This window comes from Geobacter sulfurreducens PCA (assembly GCF_000007985.2).
Classification (GTDB): Bacteria; Desulfobacterota; Desulfuromonadia; order Geobacterales; family Geobacteraceae; genus Geobacter; species Geobacter sulfurreducens.
In genome coordinates, this window is record NC_002939.5 from 3,726,178 (window position 1) to 3,749,840 (window position 23,663).

Annotated in this window: 20 protein-coding genes; 6 read left to right on the forward strand and 14 right to left on the reverse strand. The window is 61.9% G+C overall.

The annotated features are described in order from the left end of the window. The first annotated feature begins 69 nt into the window (after nt 1-69). Complete coding sequence (locus tag GS_RS16975) at nt 70-1,035, forward strand: DMT family transporter (RefSeq protein ID WP_010943999.1); 966 nt, start codon at nt 70-72, stop codon at nt 1,033-1,035. A gap of 71 nt (nt 1,036-1,106) precedes the next feature. Here the strand turns inward: GS_RS16975 and GS_RS16980 are convergent, their stop codons facing one another. The 7 genes from GS_RS16980 to pruA all read right to left on the reverse strand — a co-directional run bounded on the left by GS_RS16980 (nt 1,107) and on the right by pruA (nt 9,287). Next, nucleotides 1,107-1,736 (reverse strand): FecR family protein, encoded by a 630-nt coding sequence (locus GS_RS16980; RefSeq protein ID WP_010944000.1) that lies wholly within the window; start codon nt 1,734-1,736, stop codon nt 1,107-1,109. A gap of 30 nt (nt 1,737-1,766) precedes the next feature. Further along, nucleotides 1,767-2,675: a DMT family transporter gene (locus GS_RS16985; RefSeq protein WP_010944001.1), complete on the reverse strand. Its 909-nt coding sequence runs from the start codon at nt 2,673-2,675 to the stop codon at nt 1,767-1,769. 8 nt (nt 2,676-2,683) lie between these two features. Continuing rightward, nucleotides 2,684-3,388 carry an ABC transporter ATP-binding protein gene (locus GS_RS16990; RefSeq protein WP_010944002.1) on the reverse strand — a complete coding sequence of 235 codons (705 nt, stop codon included), beginning with the start codon at nt 3,386-3,388 and terminating at the stop codon, nt 2,684-2,686. A gap of 44 nt (nt 3,389-3,432) precedes the next feature. Then, complete coding sequence (locus GS_RS16995; protein WP_010944003.1) at nt 3,433-4,203, reverse strand: ABC transporter ATP-binding protein; 771 nt, start codon at nt 4,201-4,203, stop codon at nt 3,433-3,435. An 18-nt stretch (nt 4,204-4,221) separates the two neighbouring features. Then, nucleotides 4,222-5,145, reverse strand: a complete 924-nt coding sequence (locus tag GS_RS17000; RefSeq protein WP_010944004.1) for a branched-chain amino acid ABC transporter permease — start codon at nt 5,143-5,145, stop codon at nt 4,222-4,224. A gap of 7 nt (nt 5,146-5,152) precedes the next feature. After that, complete coding sequence (locus tag GS_RS17005) at nt 5,153-6,028, reverse strand: branched-chain amino acid ABC transporter permease (RefSeq protein WP_010944005.1); 876 nt, start codon at nt 6,026-6,028, stop codon at nt 5,153-5,155. A gap of 244 nt (nt 6,029-6,272) precedes the next feature. Beyond that, nucleotides 6,273-9,287, reverse strand: a complete 3,015-nt coding sequence (gene pruA, locus GS_RS17010) for an L-glutamate gamma-semialdehyde dehydrogenase (RefSeq protein ID WP_010944006.1) — start codon at nt 9,285-9,287, stop codon at nt 6,273-6,275. A gap of 288 nt (nt 9,288-9,575) precedes the next feature. Between pruA and GS_RS17015 the strand changes: the two genes are divergently transcribed. Further along, the gene (locus GS_RS17015; protein ID WP_010944007.1) at nt 9,576-10,292 is read left to right on the forward strand and encodes a FadR/GntR family transcriptional regulator; all 717 of its coding nucleotides are present in this window, start codon (nt 9,576-9,578) and stop codon (nt 10,290-10,292) included. 64 nt (nt 10,293-10,356) lie between these two features. On the opposite strand, the gene GS_RS17490 is transcribed toward GS_RS17015, so the two are convergent. Then, complete coding sequence (locus GS_RS17490; RefSeq protein WP_200858942.1) at nt 10,357-10,686, reverse strand: hypothetical protein; 330 nt, start codon at nt 10,684-10,686, stop codon at nt 10,357-10,359. 189 nt (nt 10,687-10,875) lie between these two features. On the opposite strand from GS_RS17490, the gene GS_RS17025 reads away from it, so the two are divergent. The 3 genes from GS_RS17025 to GS_RS17035 are packed head-to-tail and all read left to right on the forward strand — an operon-like array spanning nt 10,876 to nt 17,015. Then, nucleotides 10,876-12,180, forward strand: a complete 1,305-nt coding sequence (locus tag GS_RS17025; protein WP_010944009.1) for a TolC family protein — start codon at nt 10,876-10,878, stop codon at nt 12,178-12,180. A 2-nt stretch (nt 12,181-12,182) separates the two neighbouring features. Beyond that, on the forward strand, nt 12,183-13,931 hold the full coding sequence (locus tag GS_RS17030; protein ID WP_235044931.1) for an efflux RND transporter periplasmic adaptor subunit: 1,749 nt from the start codon (nt 12,183-12,185) through the stop codon (nt 13,929-13,931). A 12-nt stretch (nt 13,932-13,943) separates the two neighbouring features. Continuing rightward, on the forward strand, nt 13,944-17,015 hold the full coding sequence (locus tag GS_RS17035; RefSeq protein ID WP_010944011.1) for an efflux RND transporter permease subunit: 3,072 nt from the start codon (nt 13,944-13,946) through the stop codon (nt 17,013-17,015). Nucleotides 17,016-17,153: 138 nt separating this feature from the next. Here the strand turns inward: GS_RS17035 and GS_RS17040 are convergent, their stop codons facing one another. The 6 genes from GS_RS17040 to GS_RS17065 form a co-directional block, all read right to left on the reverse strand. Then, nucleotides 17,154-18,344: an ABC transporter substrate-binding protein gene (locus GS_RS17040; protein WP_010944012.1), complete on the reverse strand. Its 1,191-nt coding sequence runs from the start codon at nt 18,342-18,344 to the stop codon at nt 17,154-17,156. 40 nt (nt 18,345-18,384) lie between these two features. Then, nucleotides 18,385-18,672: a hypothetical protein gene (locus GS_RS17045; protein ID WP_010944013.1), complete on the reverse strand. Its 288-nt coding sequence runs from the start codon at nt 18,670-18,672 to the stop codon at nt 18,385-18,387. 78 nt (nt 18,673-18,750) lie between these two features. Beyond that, nucleotides 18,751-20,133: a membrane protein gene (locus tag GS_RS17050; RefSeq protein ID WP_010944014.1), complete on the reverse strand. Its 1,383-nt coding sequence runs from the start codon at nt 20,131-20,133 to the stop codon at nt 18,751-18,753. A gap of 134 nt (nt 20,134-20,267) precedes the next feature. Continuing rightward, entirely contained in the window at nt 20,268-20,990 is a 723-nt protein-coding gene (locus GS_RS17055) for an amino acid ABC transporter ATP-binding protein (RefSeq protein WP_165443456.1), read from the reverse strand. A 10-nt stretch (nt 20,991-21,000) separates the two neighbouring features. After that, nucleotides 21,001-21,792 carry an amino acid ABC transporter permease gene (locus tag GS_RS17060; protein WP_010944016.1) on the reverse strand — a complete coding sequence of 264 codons (792 nt, stop codon included), beginning with the start codon at nt 21,790-21,792 and terminating at the stop codon, nt 21,001-21,003. Then, complete coding sequence (locus tag GS_RS17065) at nt 21,793-22,548, reverse strand: basic amino acid ABC transporter substrate-binding protein (RefSeq protein ID WP_010944017.1); 756 nt, start codon at nt 22,546-22,548, stop codon at nt 21,793-21,795. Nucleotides 22,549-22,741: 193 nt separating this feature from the next. On the opposite strand from GS_RS17065, the gene GS_RS17070 reads away from it, so the two are divergent. After that, nucleotides 22,742-23,620 carry a DMT family transporter gene (locus GS_RS17070; RefSeq protein ID WP_010944018.1) on the forward strand — a complete coding sequence of 293 codons (879 nt, stop codon included), beginning with the start codon at nt 22,742-22,744 and terminating at the stop codon, nt 23,618-23,620. The last annotated feature ends 43 nt before the right edge of the window (nt 23,621-23,663 follow it).

The following is a 23,663-nucleotide window of genomic DNA, read 5'->3' on the forward strand; positions in this document are numbered from 1 at the left end:
ATTTCACTATATCCATAGTTTCAGCCAAAGGATATACTTTTTTGCGGATTCGCTACCACGAGGAGCTGTATGGACTCACGCAAAGCACTGGACGGGTTGGCCGTCACCCTGATGATCATTCTCTGCCTGACCTGGGGACTTCAGCAGGTGGCATTGAAGGCAACGTCGGCCGAAATAGCACCCTTGATGCAAATAGCCATTCGCTCCGGGATATCGGCGCTGCTGGTCGGCATCATGATGGCTGTCCGGGGAGAGCGGTTGTCACTGGCAGGGGGGATGTGGCGGCCCGGGTTAGCGGTCGGATTCCTGTTTGCCCTGGAATATCTGCTGGTCGGAGAGGGGCTGCGGCACACGACGGCGTCTCACATGGTAATTTTCCTGTACACCGCGCCCGTGTTCGCTGCCATTGGACTCCACCTGAAGCTCCGCTCCGAGCGGCTGAGGCCGGTCCAGTGGTTCGGGATTGCATTGGCGTTCGGCGGGATTGTGGTGAGCTTTTACGGTCGGGGCGGGCACACGGCCTCACTGTCGGTGGCGAGCGTCATCTGGGGAGACGTCCTGGGGCTTGCCGCCGGGATGGCGTGGGGCATGACAACGGTCGTGATCCGCACCTCGCGCCTGGCCGCCTGCTCTGCGACCCAAACGCTCCTGTTCCAGCTCCTGGGGGCCTTCATCCTGCTGCTGCCAGCTGCGGCAGTCCTCGACCAGACATATTTCAACCCGACACGCCTAGGCTGGGCATGCCTCATCTTTCAGACACTGATCGTATCATTCGCCAGCTTCCTGGTCTGGTTCTGGCTGCTGCGCCACTACGTCGCGTCGCGGCTCGGGGTTCTCTCGTTCATGACGCCGCTCTTCGGGGTAGCGCTGGGGGCCTGGCTTCTGAACGAGCCGCTTGAGCGCGGGTTTCTCGCCGGCGCGCTGCTCGTCCTGACCGGCATCATCCTTGTCTCCGGCCATGGCTGGTTGAGGCAACTGGGGAACGGCGCCGGCGCCGCTGTTCAGGAACAAGCCCGGGAACCGGATCTGCCGTAGGGCTGCTGGCCTCTCGCGGGTCGCCGCGGCCTGGTGCTCCGCCGACTGCAACCACCCCTCAGCCCGCATCGTCACATGCGCTGGCCGTGGTCTTTCGGGCCGGCTGGCCGGCTCCGTTCAAGATTCCACTCGTCCCATTCGTCGGGGGGATCAAGTGGGGTCAGTTCAGTGGAGCCCTCCTCCAGATACCAGGATGTACCCCCTTCGATCCGTGTCGTGCCGCCGGCCGTTTCAGCCAGAACGTTCCCCTTCAGAACGTCCACTTGGACCGCGTCACCTTCGTCGGCCAATGCTACACGAAAAGTAGTCCGTGCCCGGGGCTGGAGGGACCCGAAAGGGGTTTCCACCTCCATCTCGGGCTTGCCGCTGGGGTACACACCATAGAGATCGCCGGCGACCATGAAAAACTGGGCATTGTCCCGATCCAGCACAAGGACGTCCACAACCGAAAACTCGTCCAGGCGGATCGCCCCGCCATTGCGAAGCGACACCTCCACCCGCCCTCCTTCGGCAACCCAGAGCTGATCGCCCTCGGCCAGCGGCATCCCCCTGTCGGCCGCAACCCACTCCTCCACGTCCTCGTACTTGACGAACACCTCGCCGGCCACGAACGTAAGCTCGGCGTCACGGGAGTCTGCTCCCGGCGAGTGGAAGGGAAGCAGGATGATTGCAACGGCACACAGAAAACCGACCAGTTTCATGAATGCCTCCGGAAAGCGCTATGCCGCCGGCTACGGGCGGCGTCCCACCGTGTTCCGGGCCGAAACCCGCGTGAATATGTAGAGTCCCGCAAAGATCAGGGAACCGCCGGCAACCTGCCGGAGCGTGGGACTCTCGCCGAGGAACAGGGAGGCCCAGACGATGGCCCCGATGGGCTCACCGAGGATGCTCACAGATACCACCGACGCCTGCACATAGCGCAGGACCCAGTTGAAAACTGTGTGCCCGAGTACGGTGCAGACCGCGGCAAGGGCAAAAAACAACAGCCAGTCGAGGGGGGGATAGGGATGGCACGGCGTCCGGCTAAGGAAACTGGCGGAGACGAGAACAAGAGAGGAAGCGCCATAGGTGACGAAGGTATAGCCCGACAACTCCACGTTCCCCCGAAGCTTTCTGCCGATGAGGAGATAGCCTGAGACAAAGACCGCGGCGGCCAGGGCGAGGAGATCTCCCACAAAGGCACGCATACCCAGCTGGAAATCACCTGCGCCGATGACGATGCTGCCGCACAGGGCCACCACTCCTCCCAGCAAGGCCAGCCGAGGTACTTTCTCGCGGAAGAAGAGCCACGCGCCGACCACCACGAAAACCGGCTGCATGGTAACGATGACGACCGAGCTGGCCACGCTGGTGTAAAAAAGGGAGGTGAACCAGGTAACGAAGTGGAGGGCGAGAAACACGCCACTGGCTGCCGAGAGAGCGATTTCCCGGCGCGACATGGAGCGCACTCCGCTGAAGCGGGAAGCCGCCGTGGCCGGCGCCAGCAGCAGAAAAGTAAACAGGAGTCGGTAGGTGGCGATGATGAGGGGAGGGGCCGTGGTGAGACGCACGAAGAGCGCGGAGAACGAAACGGCAAAAACCCCCACCAGGACTGCCAGGTAGGGGTTTATGATCGGTCTGCTCTGGGGTGTCGTTGTCACACGAATCCCTACTCTCCCAGGTACGCCTTTCGTACCTCGGGGTTTTCAGCAAGCTCCCTGGCCGGCCCTTCGAGGACAATCTGGCCGGTCTCCAGAACATAGGCCCGGTGAGCGATGGAAAGGGCCATGTGCGCGTTCTGCTCCACAAGCATGATGGTGGTACCGGTCCCGTTGATCTCGCCGATGATCTCGAAGATCTTTTCCACGAGCATCGGCGCGAGCCCCATGGAGGGTTCGTCCAGAAGCAGGAGCCGGGGCTGGGACATGAGCGCCCGCCCCATGGCGAGCATCTGCTGCTCACCACCGGAAAGGGTTTTGGCCAATTGCTTCTTCCGTTCTGCCAGGCGGGGGAAGAGGTGGAAAATCCGTTCCATCTCCTGGGCGATGCCCTTCTTGTCGGACCGGATATAGGCACCCATTTCCAGGTTCTCCAGCACACTCATCTTGGAGAAGACGCGACGTCCCTCGGGCACCTGACACACACCCCTCTTGACGATCTCGTGGGGGGCGGTTTTGGTGATGTCTTCACCCTCGAACAGGACCCGGCCGGCCGCCGCCGGCACAATGCTGGAAATAGTGTTCAGAATGGTGGTCTTGCCGGCACCGTTGGCGCCGATCAGGGCGACGATCTCGCCTTGATCGACCCGGCAGGAAACATTGACGAGAGCCTTGATGGCCCCATAGTTGACGGAAAGGTTTTCAACGACGAGCATACGCCATCCTTGTCGCGGTTAGTGTGCTTCAAGCGGGGGCGGAACTAGTGGACGGCCGCCTTGCCGAGGTACGCCTCGATGACCTGCGGGTTGGCCCGGATTTCTTCGGGTTTTCCCTCGGCGATCTTGACGCCGTAATCGAGCACGGCGATCCGGTCGGACAGCCCCATGACAAACTTCATGTCGTGCTCCACGAGGAAGACCGTGATGCCGGTGGCGCGGATCTTCCGCACCATCTCCAGCAGGACCTGCTTTTCCTGAGGGTTCATGCCAGCGGCCGGCTCGTCCAGCAGGATCAGGTCGGGCTTGATTGCCAGAGCACGCGCGATCTCCAGGCGACGCTGTTCGCCATAGGGAAGGCTCGTGGAAGGTTCATAGGCCCGATGCGCCAGGTCGACCTGTTTGAGGCATTCAATGGCCCATTCGGCGAGTTCGCCCTCTTCGCGCCGCACCCAGGGGGCCAGCTTCAGGATGGAACCGGTCAGGTCCCATTTCCCGCGGGTGTGGGCGCCGATCAGGACGTTCTCCAGAACCGACAGCTCGGGGAACAGCCGGATATTCTGAAAGGTGCGGCCGATGCCGGCGGCGGCGATGCGGTACGTCTTCCGGCCGCTGATGGTCTCACCCTTGAAGGCAATGCTCCCCGCCGTCGGCGTATAGATACCGGTAATGAGGTTGAACAGGGTGCTCTTGCCGGCGCCGTTGGGACCGATGAGCGCCAGGATCTCCCCCTGCTCCACCGTCAGGTTGACGCTGTCGACGGCCACCAGACCGCCGAAGCGGATGGTTACGTTATCGAGTTTCAGAAGCGACATGGAACCTCGCCAATCCGTTTATTTTCTGTGCCGTTCATTGACTTCCGCCGTAGCGGGCTTGCGGCCGATGGCCCGCAGCACCAGGTCGGTGAAGTTGATTCCGCCGAGCAGGCCGTTGGGGCGGAATACCATGAGGAAGACGAGCAATCCACCGTAGACGAGCATCCGGTACTGGGACATGAAGCGAAGGAACTCCGGGGCCGCCGCCAGGATGGACGCGCCGAAGACGGTGCCGGCAATGCTGCCGAGCCCTCCGAGAACGACCATGCTCAGGATGTCGACCGACTTGAGGAAGCCGAAGTCTGATGGATTGATGTAACTGAGAAAATGAGCGTACAGGCATCCCCCCACCCCGGCCAGAAATGAGCCGACGGCAAAGGATTGGACCTTGTAGCGGGCGATGTTGATCCCCATTGCCTCGGCGGCGATCTCGTCGTCGCGGATCGCCTTCAGCGCCCGGCCGAAGCGTGACTCCTTCATGAAGCAGACGAAGATGATCGAGAGTATTGCCACCACCCAGACGATGATCGGCATCGGGATCGGCGACCGGGCCGGGGGAACCGACAACCCCAAGGCCTTGTTGGTGATGTCGAGATTAAGAAAGACAACCTTGACGATCTCGGCGAAACCGAGGGTACAGATGGCCAGATAGTCGCCGGTGAGCCGGAGAATGGGATAGCCGATGGCTGCGCCGACAAAGGCGGTTATCAGTCCGGAGAGGAGGAGATTGGCGCTGAAGGGAAGCCCCGTGCGCAGGGTTATCACGGCACTGGTGAAGGCGCCGATACTCATGAACGCCGCGTGCCCCAGTGAGAGCTGGCCGGTGATGCCGGTAATGACGTTGAGTCCCAGGGCCAGGACAATGGCGATCCCGATGTTCACCAGGATCTGGAGGGTATATGGGTCAACCAGGTTGACGATACTCTGCAGGGACTCTCCCATACGCTCGTTACACCTTTTTCTGAATTTTCTGCCCCAGCAGGCCCGTGGGCTTTACCAGGAGGACCAGGACAAGTATCGCGAAGGCGATGGCATCGCGGTAGGACGAATACCCGGCAGCTACCCCCATGACCTCAGCCACGCCCAGGAGCAGCCCGCCGAGCATGGCGCCGGGAATGGAGCCGATCCCGCCGAGGACTGCGGCCGAGAAAGCCTTGAGCCCTGCCATGAGCCCCATGTTGAAGCTTACCGCGTTGAACAGGAGCCCCACCAGCACCCCGCCGGCAGCCGCCAGGGAGGATCCGAGGGCAAAGGTGAAGGAGATCACGCGGTTCACGTTGATCCCCATGAGGGCTGCCGTGTTGTAGTCTTCGGAGGTGGCGCGCATGGCCTTGCCGATCTTGGTTTTCTGGACGATGAACTCGAGGCCGAGCATGAGGAGGGCCGAAACGCCGATGATGAGGAGTTGGAGGGTCGAGATCTCGGCCCCAAGGACCTTCACCTGCCGGACCGGGAAGGCGGTGTCGGGGAAACCCTTGGCGTCGGCACCGAAGATCATGAGTGCCAGAGTCGAGAGGAAGATGGAGACGCCGATGGCCGAGATGAGCGCCGACAGCCGCGACGACTTCCTGAGGGGCCGGTAGGCGATCAACTCGATGACCACCCCCATGACCATGCAGGTTGCCATGGCAAGGATCATGGCCACGAAGATGTTCATCTTGAACACGGCTACCATCAGCAGGCCCACGAACGCGCCCGCCATGAATATTTCTCCATGGGCGAAGTTGATGAGGGCGATGATGCCGTAGACCATGGTGTAGCCCAAGGCGATGAGCGCATAGGTGCTGCCGAGGGCGATCCCGTTGATGAGCTGCTGCAGGAGCATGCGGTTCCTCTCTGCGCCGGGGTGTAGCGATGACGTATTATTGGGATTGGTGAAACGAACTGCGAGTGCGGGGGAGTCCCCCCTGAACGGTCAAACCGTCGACAGGTCAGACCTGTATACCACACTGACTAAAGATTGTGCAAGCTTTTCGATGGGGTTTATGTTGATATTCTGAAAAGTTAGTATGATTTCACAAAAAACGGGGGGGGCAGGATTTCTCCCGCCCCCCCGTTGGCAAGCTCTTCTAATCGACCCAGTCGTCGTCCTCCTCGATAGGAGCGAAACCGCGCCGCATGGTGTTCTCAGTGACCACCCGCGGGTCCATGAAGTGGAGGAGGTAGTCGGGACCGCCGGCCTTGGTGCCGACCCCGGACATGCGGGCGCCGCCGAAGGGCTGCCGCTCCACCAAGGCACCGGTGTTGTTCCGGTTGATGTAGAGGTTCCCCACCCGGAACTCCCGGCGGGCCTTGGCCAGGTGTTCGGGGCTGCGGCTGAAGATACCGCCGGTGAGGGCAAACTGCGTGGAGTTGGCCCATTCGATGGCCTGGTCGAAGTCCTTGGCCCGCATAACCGCAAGAACCGGTCCGAAGATCTCCTCCTGGGCGATACGGTGCTCGGGCTTTATGCCGCCAATGATGGTCATGGGGACGAAATACCCCTCACCGGCCGGCACCGGGCTCTCATAGAGAACATGCCCTTCCCGCTTGCCGATCTCCGCGTACTCCTTGATGCTCTTCATGGCCTTGTCGTCGGCCACGGCACCCATGTAGTTGGCCGGATCCTCGGAGGGGCCCACCTTGGTGGCCTTGGCCATGGAAACGAGCCGCTCGATGAATTTATCATAAACTGCATCCAGCACGATGACCCGGGAACAGGCGGAGCATTTCTGCCCCTGGAAGCCGAAGGCCGAGTAGAGGACATGGGGCACCGCCTCGTCGAGGTCGGCGTCGTCGTCGATGATAATGGCGTTCTTGCCGCCCATCTCGGAGATGATCTTCTTCACGTTGGCCTGGCCCGGATGGACCTTGGCGGCACGCTCGATGATCCGCAGGCCGGTCTCCATGGAGCCGGTGAAGGCGATCAGGCTGATGTCCGGGTGATCCACCAGGTAGTCGCCCATGACCGAGCCGCGACCCGGCGTGAAGTTAAAGACCCCTTCGGGGAGGCCCGCCTCGCGGAACAGCTCCACCAAGTGCCAGCCGATGATCGAGGTGATCCCCGACGGCTTGAAGACCACGCAGTTGCCGGTGACGATGGCTGCCGACGCCATGCCCATGCTGATGGCCAGGGGGAAGTTCCAGGGTGCGATGACCGCGGCCACCCCTTTGGGCTCGTAGAAGTAATGGTTCAGTTCGCCCGGGGCGTGGCCCACCCGCTGGGGCTGGCCCAGCCGGATCATCTCACGGGCATAGTATTCCAGGAAGTCGATGGCCTCGGTCACGTCGGCATAGGCCTGATCCCACTGCTTGCCGATCTCCAGGACCTGCCAGGCCGAGAGTTCGAAGAGTCGCTTGCGGGCGGCCTGGGCCGCCTTCAGGAGATATTCGGCCCTGGTCCGGGGATCGGTGTCGCGCCATGCCGGGAAGGCTGCCTTGGCGGCAGCGATGGCGTCGCCCACCTCCGTGGTGCCTGCCTGGCAGATCTGGCCCAGGACCTCAGAGGGCTTGTTGGGGTTCACGGTGGGGATGAGGTCGTTGGTCCGGACCTCTTTCCCGTTTATGAACAGGGGATAGGTCTTGCCCAACTGGGTCCGCACCTGGGCGATGTGCTTCGGGAAGGCAGCCCGGTGATCAGCCCGGGTGAAGTCCACCATGGCCTCGTTGTTGAACGGGGGAAGCCCGCCGAGGCCTTTCCGCTCCTTCTTCGGCTTTGCGGCGCGGGCGGCCCGTTCCCGCTCGACCGTGACAGCCGGGTCTTCCAGCAGGCGCTCGATCTGGGCGTCCTCGGCAAAGCTCTGGCGCAGGAACGATTCATTGGCGGTGTTCTCCAGGAGCCGACGCACCAGGTACCCCATCCCCGGAACCATGTTGCCGTAGGGTGCATAGAGGCGGATGCGTCCCGCCACCTTCAGAATCCCCTTGCGCACCGGTTCGGCCATGCCGTAGAGAACCTGGAATTCATAACGATCCTCCGGCACATTCAGTTCCCGCGCCATCTCCATGACCGCCGATATGGTCCGGATATTGTGGGAGGCGCAGGCAAAGTGGCAGATCTGGTGGTTTTCCAGGATCTTCCGCGCCTGGCGCTCGTAGGCCGCGTCGCTCTCCGCCTTGATGGTCCAGACCGGGACTTCCCAATCGTTCTGCTTCGCCTTGACCGTTTCGTAGTCCCAGTAGGCACCCTTCACGAGACGGACGGATATCTGAACCTTGTGCTCCTTCGCCCAGGCCAGAAGGTCATCCAGGTCCTTGTCGTTATCCTTCAGGTAAGCCTGGAGCACGATTCCCAGGTGGGGATAGTCGCGGTACTCCAGTTTCAGGCGCCGGAAGACCTCCAGGATGATCTCCTTGTGGCGGTACGATTCCATATCGATGCAGAGGAAGCCATTCAGCTCCATTACCTTCTTGAAGATGCGGCGCATCCGGTCAAGGATGGCCACCACCGACCCCTCGAAGTCCTGGGGATTGGCCAGGCAGAAGAGGGCCGTGGGCTTCACCGCAATGTTCACCTTGGGGGCATGCCCCCAGTCCAAGCCAGGGTCGCCTCCCTTGCCGGGCAGGCCTTTCCAGCTCCCCTGCTCTTTCTTCAGGGCCTCCAGCAGCTCCAGGTAGGTGTTCGTGTAGACTTCTGCTTCCTCTTCGGAAAGGGTCGCCTCGCCGAGCACGTCAACCACCGCGGCGAAGCCGTCCTTGCGGAGCTTCTCCAGGTTTTTCACCGCCTCCTTGGTGGTCTCGCCCACGATGAACTGGCGGGCCATCTCCTCGATATTGGAGGTGAGCACCTTGTTCAGCACGGCCCCGCCGAAGGAACCGAGCATCCCCGCCACCTTGGCCCCCGTGGACATGAACGCGGGCATATCCTGCTCGTTGCCGAAATATTCGCGAATATGCTCCGTCAGGAGCTTACTGGTGGTCAGCGAGGGGAACACGTCCACAAACCGGAACATCTGGATCTTGAACTGCTCGTTCTGCATGCTCCAGTCCATGGCCTTGCCCATCCAGGCCCCCTTGTTGAAGAGGGAGGGCTTCTCGCCGGAAATGCTGCCGAAAAACTCCTTGCCGCGGTTAACGATCTTCGTGTTCAGCTCACTGTTTAGCATGGCTCACTCCTTCGTTGGTTCATATGAGGCGGATAGCCCATGGTGTCGAGTTACCTACTGCAAACAGTACCACTGCCACCATCTTGATGTCAATGGTTAAACCATTAGTATTATCCTTCACACTATGCTATTCTTTGAAAAAATACGGCAGGGTGCTATAACTGGCAGTCTGAACATGCCGGCAAAGCCGGGCCGACGACGTAGACCGCGCCGGCTGTTCAACAAGCCGGCATGGGTATAACCATTGTAATCCTGCATTGCTACGGTGCAACGGAAGGAGCAACCCAGATGTTTCGCAAGGCCAAGCAAAACCGGATCTTTCAAGACGTGGTGGATCAGATACAGGAAGCGATCGTGGAAGGGAGGCTCAAGGAGGGGGACCAGCTTCCGGCAGAGCGAAAGCTCCAGGAAGAGTTCAATGTAAGCAGGGGTACCCTCCGGGAGGCGCTCCGCGTCCTGGAACAGAAGGGGCTCATCGAGATCCGGACCGGCGTGGCCGGGGGATCGGTGATCAAGGGGGTATCCACCGAGCAGGTGAGCGAGAGCCTGGCGCTGCTCATCCGCTACCAGAAGGTGCCACTGGCGAAGCTGGCCGAATTCCGCGAGGGCGTCGAAGGCATCGTGGCCGCGTTGGCCGCAAACCGGGCAACCTCCGAGCAGACAAGCCGGCTGCAGGAGCTGTTGAGCACGGCCGGTGAGTACCTGGAGCAGGGGGAGCCCCACTGGGATGCCTTCATCCGGACCGACGAGGAGTTTCACCTGGCCCTGGCCGAGATGACCGACAACCCTCTCTTCATCACGGTGCTCGAAACCGTCTATCACAACATCCATACCTACTACGAGCGCTACCTGCCCATGGAGGAAACGGTGCTGCGCCAGAACTACCAGGACTTGAAGGATTTGTTCGCGGCTGTCGCCGCCCGGGACGGGAAACGGGCCGAAGAGTTGGCCAGGGAGCACGTGCGGCGCTTCAACACGCGGATGGAGGAGCGCCATATCTCCTGACCGAGAGACTTCGCACAGGGTTGTTGACAGCCATCCTTCCATTTTTTTATAGTTCTATCTACATTTACCTGCACGAAAGTGTTCTCAAGTGTTCTCCATGGTTCTCCCGCTCCAGAGAAAAGGTATTGCCCTGCTTCTCCTTTTGCTGATGGTATCCGTCGCACTGGGAGGAGCCGTCTGTCTTGGCGCGGACCACCACCCCACCCACGCTGCTGCTGACACCGTTGCCCCCACTGCTGGGGACGAGGCTCCGTGTTGCCCCGATGAAGAAGGTCACAGCGACGGAGATCACTGCCAGAGTTGCCTTTCCTGCCCCTGCCAGGCGCCTCTTGCCGGGGACGGGCTGAGCCTGAGCTATGCCCCGTCCATCCACGTCCTTTCCTTTTCCGAACACCGCGTCCCCCCCCCCGACGTCTACCTGTCCAAGTTCGTACCCCCTGCAGAATCCCGTCTGATCCTGTAACGGCACCAGCCGACCTGCCGTGGAGGGAGACGTGCGTCTCCCTCCGGCGGTGGAGTTCGCCGTACAGCCCGTAATCCCTCACAGACTAGCCATTCAGATACACCACAAGGAGGTACTGCCGTGAATCGAGCAGTTTCCCTGCCGGTGGCGGCCTTGTTGTTTCTTGCCGTCACCGGTGCGTCGGCGGGCAATGCCGGCGCCGACACCAGAATCTTCACCCTTACCGAGGCCGTTGAGCACGCTCTCAGCAACAACGGTGAGCTCAAGGCGGCGCGGAGCGGACACGAGGCCGCCCAAGCCGGCACCGTCCGGGCCGGGCTTTACCCCAATCCGGTCCTGGAGCTGGAAGGAGCCACCGGTGCCCTCACCGGCAGCAGCAACGAAAACAGCATGGAACTGGCAATTTCCCAGGAAGTGCTGCTTGGCGGCAAGCGGGCCAAACGACTGGAAGCCGCGGAGCGGGACGTCGAGGCGGTCCGCTGGTGGTTGGCGGATCGGGAACGTCTCACTGCCCTGGAAGTGAAGACGGCGTATGCCGATCTTCTGCTGGCCCAGCAACGGGTCGATCTGGCAAAGCAGGCCGCGGAGCTGGGCAGCCGCCTGCTGACCCTGACGCAGGAGCGTTTCGCTGCGGGCGACATTCCTGAGCTGGAGGTCAACCTGGCCCGGGTCGAGGCGGCGCGCAGCGACAGCGAGCGGATGGCGGCGGAACGGGAGATCGTGCCGGTCCGCTCTCGGCTCTCAACCCTCATGGGTCTTGACCCCGGCACTGAGGCGGCCGTTGTTGCGCCGCCCGACGAACAGCCCGTTACCGCCCTGGTTGCCGGCCTGGCAACCAAGGCCCGGGAACACCGTCCCGACCTCAAGGCACTGACCGCCGAACAGGCCAGGGGCGAGGTAGAGGTGAGCCTTGCCCGGTCCGAGGGGGTACCGAACCTGACAGTGGGACTCTTCGTGGCCCATGAGCGGAGCACCGACGCCATCGGCACCGACGAGGAAAAAACCCGTGACACCATCGTGGGGGTAAGGCTCTCCCTGCCGCTCCCCCTCTTTGATCGCAACCAGGCCGGCATCCGCGAGGCCGGTGCCCGCCGCGGGGGAACCGAGGCCCGGCTCATCGCCGCCCGCACCGCGCTGGAGCGGGAGGTGGCGGCGGAGTATGCCCGAATGGCCGCAGCGGAGGAGGTCCTCCGCCTCTACGCGAAGGATATCCTTCCACGGCTCAAGGAGAACCTCGCCCTGGTTCAGGAGGCCTACGGACTGGGGGAAATAGACATTCTCGCGGTTATCGAGGAGCAGAAAAAATACGTGGCGGTCCACGGGTCATACCTGGCGGCCGTCCATGCCCGGCAGACGGCCCGTGCCCGCCTGGAGGCAGCCGTGGGCGCGCCCCTTGACGAACTGACAACAGGAGGTACCCAGTGAGCATGATACGCACGATAACATACGGAATCCTGGCGCTGCTGGCCATGACGCTGCTGGTCGCCTGCAGCAAGGGAAACGGCAGCCGGGAAGCCGGCGGCGAGGCCGGCCACGGGCCGGTGCAGATGACCGCCTGGTCGGACCGGACAGAGGTCTTTCTGGAGCATCCCGAGCTTGAACCGGGCAAAGGGGCGACGCTCCTCATCTATCTGACCCGCACGGCCGACTGGAAGCCCCTGGCGTCATCGGAGGTGCACCTGGTCATAACCCCGCCCGCGGGAACCCCTCTGACGGTGGCCGCCAAAGGGACCAAGCCGGGACTCTATCGGGCCGAAGCAACCTTCCCCGCCAAAGGCGCCTACCGGCTAACGGTGGTGATCGGCGGCTCCCAGGGGGAACAGATCGAACTCCCCTCTCTCCTGGTTGGGGAAGGACATGACCACGGCGAGGGCGAGCACAAGGAGACGGCCGCGAGTGACCGGAAGGAGGGAACTCCCCACGACCGCGACGACCACGGGGACCACGCCGCGGAGACGAAGCAGGGCGGAGGAAAAGAGCCCGCCCATGCCGAACATGACGACCACGATGAGCATGCCGGGCATGGCGGACACGACAGCCATGACGACCATGAGGGAGAGCAGGCGCACGACGAAACCGGCAAAGCCCATGCACACGCCGCCTCGGGAGCCGTCGGCGCCATCACCCTGACCAAGGAGCAGCAGTGGGCCGTGGCCTTCGGCGTGGCCGAGCCGAGACGAATGGATATGGCCAGTGGCCTCACGGCGGTCGGCGAACTGGTGCCGGTGGCCACGGCCGAGGCGGTAGTGGCCGCTCCCCTGGCAGGGGTCGTCTCCCCGACCCGCGCCCTTCCCTTCCCCGGCAAGCGGGTGGCAAAGGGCGAGGTGATCGCGGTGATCGATCCTCCGGCAAGCCTTGGCGGAGGCATGACCCAGCTGGCCGCCGACCATGCCCAGGCCATGAGCCGTCTCACCCTGGCCCAGGCCGAGTACGATCGGGCCAAGCGGCTGGTGGAGGGAAAGATTGCCGCCCGCAAGCGGCTTGAGGAGGCCGAGGCGTCCCTGGAGGCGGCCCGCGCCGTCGCAACACCCCTGGAGACTGCCATGAAGAGCGTTCAGGGGGGGAGCGGCGGACGGATTACCGTGCGCGCGCCGGTCTCGGGCACCGTGGTCGAGGTCCCTGCCGTGAACGGCAGCGGGGTAGCCCCTGGCCAGACCCTGGTCCGCATCGTGGATACCGGCCGGCTCTGGCTCCGGGTGAACCTCCCGGCAACGGACCTGGGCAAGGTTGGACGCCCCGCGGCCGCTGGGACTACCTTCACCGTAACGGGACTGCCGGGAGAATTCCACACCAGCGGCCTCGTCTCCGACGGGACGGTGGTGGATCCCCAGACCCGGACTCTCCCGCTGGTCTTCGCCGTGGAAAACCGCAGCGGCAACCTCAAGGCAGGTATGTTCGCCCGGGTCACCATCCGGACCGGTACGGCCAAAGGTGTCCTGGCCGTACCGAAAGAGGCCCTCTTCGAGGACGAAGGTCGCTGGTTCGCCTTCGTCCAGATCTCGGGAATCACCTTTGACCGCCGGGAGGTGCAGATCGGAACCGAAGACCAGGGGATGATCCAGATCGTATCGGGGCTCGACGAGCATGACCGGCTGGTGGTGAAGGGGGGCTACTACGTGAAGCTCGCTTCCCAGGGCGGGGCTACCGCCGACCCCCATGCCGGTCACGGCCACTAAGGGGGCGCCGCCATGCTTGATCGTATAATCCGCTTATCCATAGAAAACCGCCTCATCGTGGTGGTCCTGTCGGCCCTCATCCTGGTGGTGGGGACCCTCGTGGCCCTCAGGATGCCGGTGGACGTCCTGCCCGACCTGACGGCGCCGACCGTCACCATCATGACAGAAGCCCAAGGGATGGCCCCCGAGGAGCTGGAAACCCTGGTGACCATGCCGGTCGAAAGCGCCGTGAACGGCGCCACCGGGGTGCGTCGGGTTCGATCCTACACGGTTGCCGGCCTCTCCACCGTCTGGGTTGAATTTACCTGGGGCACCGACATCTACCGGGCCCGCCAGGTGGTGAACGAAAAAATGCAGGGCCTAGCCGCATCGCTCCCGGCCGGGGTGATGCCGACCCTCACCCCCATCTCCTCCATCATGGGGGAGGTGATGTACATCGGCCTCACCAGCGACCGCCACAGCCCCATGGAGTTGAAGGAGACAGCCGATTTCGCTGTCCGGCGCCGGCTTCTGGCAGTCCCCGGCGTCTCCCAGGTAGTGGTCCTGGGGGGCGAAAAGCGGCAGTACCAAGTGGAACTGGACCCGCTAGGACTCGCCTCATTCGGGATTTCGGTAGGCGAGGTCCTGGAAGCGGTTCGGGGGAACAACGAGAACTTCGCCGCCGGCATCATGAAGAGCGGCGGCCAGGACTACCTGATCCGCGGCGTGGGACGCTACCAGACCGCCGATGACTTGGGACGGGTTGTTGTCTCGACTCGCAACGGCATCCCGGTTCTGGTGCGGGATATTGCCCGCGTGGCCGTGGGTTCGGCCGTGAGGGTGGGAGATGCCAGCGTCGATACCAAGCCGGGGATTCTCATCTCCGTGGCCAAGCACCCGGAAACCAACACCCTGACCCTGACGGGACTGCTCGACGGAAAGCTGGCCGAGATCCGCAAAGGTCTCCCCGCCGGCATGGAGCTGCGGGGTGACATCTTCCGCCAGTCCGATTTCATCCAGCGGGCTATGGACAACATCCGCAAGGTCCTGGTGGAGGGGGCGGTGCTGGTGGTGGCCATCATCTTCCTGTTTCTGGGAAGCATGCGCACCACCTTCATTTCCATCGTGGCCATGCCCTTGTCGCTCATCTTCGCCATCTTCACCCTGCGGCTCTTCGACATCTCCATCAACACCATGACCCTGGGGGGAATGGCCATCGCCATCGGCGTCATCGTGGACGATGCCATCATCGACGTGGAGAACGTCTACCGGCGGCTGCGGGAGAACGGCGCCAAGCCCGAAGCCCGGCGGGAGCCCGCCGGCAAGGTGATCTTCGATGCTTCCAAGGAGATTCGTTCTTCCATCGTCAACGCCACCCTCATCATCGTCCTGGTGTTCCTCCCCCTCTTCTTCCTCTCCGGCGTAGAGGGCCGGCTCCTGAAACCCCTGGGGATCTCCTACATGGTTTCCATCGGTGCTTCGCTCCTGGTGGCCCTCACCGTCACCCCGGCCCTCTGCTCCTACCTCCTCCCCCGGGCGCGTTTTCTCGATCGCCACGACGAGGGCCGGGTCTTCACCTGGCTTCAGAACGCCTACGGGCCGGTCCTCAACCTCGCGCTCACCCGGCAGAACCTGGTCATGGGGCTCGCGGCAGCGGCCTTCATCCTCTCCCTCGTCCCCCTGTCCCTGGCCGGCCGCTCATTCCTGCCGCCCTTCAACGAAGGATCGCTCACCATCACGCTTGCCACCCCCCCCGGCACGTCCCTGGAGCAGTCGGTGGACATCGCCGCCCGGGTGGAAACGCTGGTGAAGGGACACCCCAACGTGACCCTCACGGCCCGCCGCACCGGCCGGGGAGATCTGGACGAACACGGCAAGCCCCCCAACGCCTCGGAGATCGAGGCCCAGCTGGACCTGAAAGGGCGCACCCTGGAAGAGGTCATCGGCGAATTGCGCCACCTGACCGGCGGAATTCCCGGCACGATCGTCTCCTTCGGCCAGCCCATCAGCCATCGGATCGATCACATGATGTCGGGCACCGCCGCCAATATCGCCATCAAGATCTACGGGCCGGAACTCTTCCGGCTCCGGAGCGTCGCCCAGGATATCCAGCGAACCATCGCCGGGGTGCCGGGGCTGGAAGATCTGTCGGTGGAGCAGCAGGTTGACGTGCCACAGCTACGGGTGATCCCCGATCGCGAGGCCATGGCCCGGTACAATCTCTCCGTGTCAGCCGTTGCCGAAGCGGTGGAGACCGCCACCGCCGGCACCGTGGTGACGAGGACCCTGGAGAAGGACCGGACCTACGAGGTCATGGTCCGCTTCCCCGATGAAGCACGGGCGGCGGGGATATCCGTGGCCGGCATTCTGGTGGATGCGCCGGACGGGGTGAAGGTTCCCCTCGCCGCCGTTGCCCAGGTAACCAGCGCCAAGGGGCCCAACGCCATCAGCCGGGAAAACGTCCAGCGCAAGATCGTGGTCCAGGCCAATGTGTCCGGGCGCGACCTGAGGAGCGTCTTCGAGGAGGCGCGGGGGCGGATCGAGGCGGGCGTGAAGCTTCCGGAAGGGTACTTCATCGAATACGGCGGCCAGTTCGAGAGCGAAGCCGAGGCGACCCGTATGATCGGGCTCCTCTCCCTGGTGTCGTTCCTCTTTATAGGGCTGGTCCTCTACCTGGAGTTCCGCTCATTCCGCGACGTGGGAATCGTCATGGTCAACCTGCCGCTCGCATTCATCGGCGGGATACTGGCGGTCTTCATCACCGGCGGGGTCATCAACGTCTCAACCCTCGTCGGCTTCATCACCCTGTTCGGCATCGCGGTCCGCAACGGGATTCTTCTGGTATCGCACTACCGACACCTGATGGTGGAGGGGCTGCAGCTGGCAGAGGCGGTCGACCGCGGATCCCGGGAGCGGCTCCGGCCGGTGGTCATGACGGCCCTGGCCGCCGGGCTGGCGCTCATTCCCTTTGCCGTGGCCGCCCACAAGCCGGGGAACGAGATTCTCTCGCCGCTTGCCATTGTCATTCTCGGCGGGCTGCTGAGTTCCACGGTGCTGAACATGGTAGTCCTGCCGTCGCTCTACCGGCGGTTCGGACGGGGATGATCCCCACTCCCTCCCGGCTCGGCAAGGCCACCTCGCAGAAGGGGGCGAGCTTGTGCCGGGCCGGCTCTGCCGCAGCCAAACAAAAGCCCCACGGGATTGCTCCCGTGGGGCTTTTGTTCTTTGCTATGCCGGCGGTTCTTAGTCCATCTTGACCGGAACCTTGGCCTTCAGGGCGAACTTCCCACCCTTTACTTCCAGAAGGGCCAGCGGCGACTTGATCGGCTCGCGGTTCTCGCGGATGGTGATGGTCCCCGAGACCCCTTCATAGTTCTTGGTCTGGCCGAGGGCGGTCTTGAACACCTTCGGATCTGCGCTGTTGGCACGCTTCATGGCATCGGCCAGCATCATGACGCCGTCATATCCCTGAGCGTCGAAGAGACCCGGTTCGACGCCGTTGAACTTCTTCTTGTACGCCTCGACGAACTTGGCGGTAACCGGAGAAGCCTGCTCGGGAGAGAAGCCGAGGGCGGACATGGTGCCCTCAACCGCATCGCCGCCCAGCTCGATCAGCTTCGGCGAGAAGAGGCCGTCGCCACCGAACATCTTGGCCTTGAGGCCCTGCTTGCGGGCTTCCTTCATGATGAGGGCACCCTCGGTGTAGTAGCCGGAGAAGAAGATAACATCGGGCTTCTTGCCCTTGATGTTGGTGATCTGGGCGCTGAAGTCCTTGTCGCCGTCCTTTACCTTCTCGTCGGCAACGATTTCAACACCCTTGCCCTTGGCGGCGTCGCGGAAGGTCTGGGAGAGGCCCACGCTGTAATCGTTGTTGTCGGAGGTGATGATCGCAACCTTCTTGTAGCCCAGGTCCTTGGCGAAGAAGTCGATGCAGGCCGGGATGGCGACGCTGTCCAGCAGGGTGTTGCGGAAGATGAAATCGCCGTTTTCCACGACGCCGGGGCCCGTGGCGCCGGCGGAGAGGAGTACCACCTGGGCCTTCTGGGCAATGGGAGCGGCAACCTTGGTAATGCCGGTGGTGGGGTCGCCAACGATGGCAACTACGCCGTCACGGCTGATGAGCTTTTGGGTGACCGAGGCACCTTCCTGCTTGTCGCCACGGTTATCGGCCTCGACGATCTCGATCTTCTTGCCGAGAACGCCGCCTGCTGCGTTGAGTTCTTCAGCGGCCATCTTCATGCCGTCGAGGGTCGGCTTGCCGAACATGGCCACGTCGCCGGTCAGGGCGCCGAGGAAGCCGATCTTGATGGTGTCGCCGGCGGCAGCCGGGGCGCCGGCCGGAGCTTCTTCCTTCTTCTTGCAGCCAAAGCCCACCGCAAAGGCCGAGGCTACTGCGGCAACGGTCAGCAGCGATGCAATTTTCCTGAATTTCATGGGTGCTCCTCCTGTTGAATGAATGGTGCAGCAGGGGGAATTACTTGCCGCCGCCGCCTTGCTTCAGCAGCACGTCGACCATCTCGTTGGCCTCTTTGAGCTTCTGCTCAAGCTTCTTGAGCTCCTCGGCAGTGTAGACCTTCTTCCCCTTCTTGATCTCGGCCTGAAGCTTTTTAACCTTCTTCTGGAGACTGTCGACCTCGCCGGCGCAGTTCTTGGAGGCGAGGAGGCACATGTCCTTCTCTTCCTTGGACATTTCTGCGGCGAAGGTCGGAACGGTGGCGGAGAACGCGAACGCGGTCAGCATGAGAACAGCCATCTTTTTCATGGGATAAACCTCCTGTCGATCAGTAAGGTAGCGGGTGAAAGAGGCCGGGGCGGTCACACGCCCCGGCCGAAGTCGAAATTAGAACGCGTAGTTCAGAATGAGCGAAGCCATGTAGGGATCGTCGGGGTCCTGGCCACCGGCGGCAACGCCGCTGTAATAGTCGCCGAGAACGACATACGCACCGCGGGCAATGGCGCTCATGTTATCAAACATTTTGTACTCAAGGCTGGCATTGATTTCCGTGCCGAGGTACTTGCTGTTGTCCGCGTTGGAGGTATTGCCGTTCTTCTTGGCAACGGCGGCAAAGCCGGCATTGGCGCTGGCCGAAAACTTGGAGGTAATGGGGAGGTCATAGCCCACGAAGCCGGCGATTACACCCTGATCTTTATTGTTCGTGGTATAAACGATGGCATTATCGATGGTCATGGCATAGGCGTCACGGAAAAGGATCTGCATGTTGCCGCCATAATAGCCGTGCTCATCTTGAACGCTCTGGAAAGCATTGGTGGTGCCGCTGCCGCCCTTATCGCCGGAAACATAGAGGAATTCCGTCCGCGCGGTGCCGGGGCCCACCTGAGCGCGAGCACCCACGTTACCGGCAAAGGCACTGACGTGGCGGTTAGCCGGCGCACGGAGGGTGCCGAACTGGTAGAGGAAGAAACCGTCCACGGTCACCGGACCAAAGGTGGCCTCGGCATTCACGCCAACGTTGTGATAGGTGTTCGTGAAACCTTGCTCTTGGAAAAGGTAGGGCAGTGAGAATCCATCGTCTTCGCTGCGGTCATCGTCAATGAAGTAGTAGGCGCCACCGACCTTAATGTCTTTGGTCACGGCGTACTTGCCGGTGGCGGCGAACATGTCACGGGTCTTCTTGCCGGGCACCGTCCCTTTGTCGTCGAACCGGAAGAAACCGGCCGACGCATCGAGGTCGCCGAACGTACGGGATGCGAGAACTCCTGCCATGTCGGCGTCGAAGAGTACCCCTTTGAATGCATCATTGTAGGGCTGGATACCCACCTTGAAATTTACGCCGGTAGCAGGCAGGTTGAAGTCAAGGTAGACGCTCTTGGTTTCAATGTTCACCGTATCGGCCCCGATCGCACCGCCGCGGTTGCGGCCGGAGGTATACGAGGTGTCGCCCCAGCGGGAGTCGATCTCGAAGTGGGTTACCAACTTCAGGTCGTCGTTAGCCTTGGCAATGTACATGAGACGGGCGCGCTGCTCAAGGTAAGTGGCGGTAGGCACGTCCTTTTCCTTGCCTTGCGGATCATAAAAACCATATCCGAGCGGCGTATCAACGGTTCCATGCAATCTGATCACAGGTGTAGCGTTAAAGTTGTTAACGACACCTTTCAGCCGGAACATGCCGTGGAACTCGTTCTCCAGGGCCAGGGCCGGGACGGCGGAGGCGGCGATGGCCGCCGTTGCGGTGACTGCGATGAGCGATTTCTTGAAACCCATGTACTCCTCCTTCGTTGCGATGAATTAACAGCATTGTAGGGTTGTGATGCTTTACTTTGTACAACCGGCGAGTGTCCAACCACCTCCCTTCTTTGTGAGGAAAGCGACGCCGTTGTCGCTGACTGTCGAAGTAGTCAGAGTATCTGGCTCAGGAACAGCTTGGTCCGTTCGTGGGTCGGATTCCGGAAGAAGTGCTCGGGTGTCCCCTCCTCCACGATCCTGCCCGCGTCCATGAAAATGACCCGGTCGGCAACCTCACGGGCAAAACCCATTTCGTGGGTAACGACCACCATGGTCATTCCCTCACGGGCGAGACTCTTCATGACGTCGAGCACCTCCCCGATCATCTCGGGATCAAGGGCTGACGTGGGCTCGTCGAAGAGCATGAGCTTCGGGTCCATGGCCAGGGCTCGGGCGATGGCGACCCGCTGCTGCTGACCGCCGGAAAGCTTGGCCGGATAGGCGCCCGCCTTCTCCTCCAGTCCCACTTTGCGCAGAAGCCCCATGGCTTTTTCTGTCGCCTCGGACGCGCTCCGTTGGCGCACGACGCACTGGGCCAGAGTGATATTTTGCAGGACGGTCTTGTGGGGAAACAGGTTGAAGGACTGGAACACCATGCCCACTTCTTCCCGCAACTTGTTGATGTCGGTCCCCTGGCCATAGAGATCAATGCCGTCCACCACGATCCGTCCCGTGTCGATCTGCTCCAGCTTGTTCAGCGAACGGAGAAGAGTGCTCTTGCCCGACCCGGAAGGGCCGATGATGACCACCTTCTCTCCTTCCTTCACGTCAAACGTTACCCGGTCGAGGGCCCTGAGCCCGCCGAAGTTCTTGCTGACGTCGCGTACTTCTACCATACCGCCCCGCTCAGCTCCCCGCACTGATCCGTTCCTCCATGATTCCGATAAGCTTTGACAAGAAGAGGGTAATGATCAAATAGACGAGGGCAATGACCGTATAGGTCTCGAAATAGGTGAAGCTCTCCGAGGCGAACTCCCGTCCCCGGCGCAGGATATCGGCAACCGCCAGTATGGACACCAGCGAGGAATCCTTGAGTAGAGCGATGAATTCGTTACCGATGGGGGGGAGCACGACTTTGGCGGCCTGGGGCAGGATCACGTGGCGCATGGCCTGCCCCTTGGTCATGCCGAGGGAACGGGCCGCCTCCATCTGCCCCTTGGGAATCGACTGGATGCCGGCCCTGATCACCTCGCCCATGTAGGCACCGTAACAGACGGCCATGGCGATGATGGCGCTTGCCATGTCGGGGACATGGACGAAGCGGCCCAGGGCGTAGTAGATGTAAAAGAGTTGAACCAGCAGCGGAATGCCGCGGATGATCTCCACGTAGAGAGAGGCGATGCCGTTGATGATCCGGTTGGAGGAGATGCGCCCAAGGCCGGCCACAAGACCGATGACCAAAGCGAGGAGAATGGCCCCGACGGTAACCTGGAAGGTGACCAGGATACCGTCGGGAACGAACTTGAGGATGTTGAGATAGGGATCCGGCTTCGTGATTGTCAGAACGACCAGAATGCCGATCGCGCCGACAAAGGCGATGCGCCAGGCAGTGAAAAGCCCGATGTCGCTTTTGCTCGGAATAGCTGCGCCGTCACCGACCTCGACAACCGCCGGCCGTACCCTGTCCTGATCAACCATTTATCTGAGCCACTTCTTCCGGAGTTGCTCGTCAACTTTCTTGGCCTTGACGGCCTTGATGCCCTTGTTGATCAGAGCGAGCAATTCCTTGTCGCCCTTTTTCACCACGATGCCGTAGGACTCTGCGGTAAAGGACTTGCCCACGATCTTGAACTTGTTCTTGTACTCGGCCTTCTGGAGAGCATAGTGGGCCGCGGTAGGCTCGTCGCAGACCACGCCGACGATGCGGCCGGCGGCCATATCCTCGAAGGCCAGGCCGATTTCGTCATAGTTCTTGAGCTCGACGCCCTGCACCTTCTTGATTTCAAAGGCGCCGGTGGTGCCGATCTGGGCGCCCACCTTCTTCCCCTTGAGGCCGGAGAGGTTTGTCGCCTTCTCGGTCTTGGGCACCACGAGAATCTGGCCGATATTGATGTAGGGGTCGGAGAAATCATACTGCTTTTTCCGCTCTTCGGTGATGGTGACGGAGGAAATGATGGCGTCATAACGGCCTGCGCCGAGCCCCGCGAAGATGCCGTCCCAGGCGGTGTTTTTGAACTGGACGGCGAAACCCGCTTCCTTGGCGATGGCGTTCATGAAATCGATGTCGAAGCCGACAATCTTCTTGTTGGCGTCAACCATTTCCATGGGCGGCCAGGTGGCATCCGTGGCAACGGTTACCGTACGGCCCGCGGCCTCGGCCTGCCGGGGAACTGCGGCCGTCAGACACACTGCGGCCAGCGTGAGTACCATCAGGGTACGACGCACGAGGTTCATAATTCCTCCCTTGGTTACTGACATTCAATAATGTTTACTGCGCCTAAACGAGGCTACTTTTATGATTATTTTCTCCTGATGTCAATGGCTTTTTGCCGGACTGTCGGCACGTTACCGCCATTTCTGTTTACTTTTCCTTCAAAATGTTCAAAAATATCAAACCATTTGTCACCTTTCCGTAACCAGACGAGCCGTGAATAAAGCAAAAGCCATTGTAGCCCTACTCCTCACCACCTTCTTCTGGGGGATCACTTTTACCATCGTCAAGGACGCCGTGGCGCAGGTTGACGTCTTTGTCTTCCTGGCCCAGCGGTTCCTCATGGCCGTGGTGCTCCTCGTGCCCTTCTGCGCCTGCCGCCGCGTGCCGCTCACCATGCAGACCGTCCGCCACGGCCTGTTTCTCGGCCTGTTCCTGTTCGGCTCCTATGCCTTCCAGACCATGGCACTCCGGTTCACCACCGCGTCGAACACGGGCTTTCTCACGGGTCTCAGCGTAGTACTCGTTCCCATGCTGGGTGCGCTTCTCTTCAGGCAGGCCGTCTCGCAGGGGATCAAGTGGGGGGTGGCCCTGGCCGTACCCGGCCTGTTCCTCCTCTGCACCAACGGCGCGTTTGTCCTGAACATCGGCGACATGCTGGCCGCCATCTGTGCCGTCTGCGTCTCCCTCCACCTGATACTTACAGGGAAGTTTGCCCGCGATAACGATGTGTGGTGGCTTACTGCCATGCAGTTGAGCACAGTGGCACTCCTGAGCTTCCTTGTTGCCGAGGTCGGCGGCCACCGGACCATGGCCTGGCACCCGGAAATTCTCTGGGCGCTGCTGATCTGCGCCGTCTTTGCCACGGTGTTCGCCTTTCTGGTTCAGACATCCATGCAGCGCTTCCTCAGTCCGGCGCACACCGCCCTCATCTTTTGCCTGGAACCCGTCTTCGCGGCTCTCTACGCCTTCTGGGCCGCCGACGAACGCCTCGGCACCCTCGGCTACCTGGGCGCGCTCCTCATTCTTGCGGGTATGGTAATTTCGGAGCTTGCACCCAGCGGCGAATCCCCTGAAGCGTCAACGGCGACCTGACCCGGATGCGTCGTCATACTCTTTGCCAAAGGACATCGTGAAC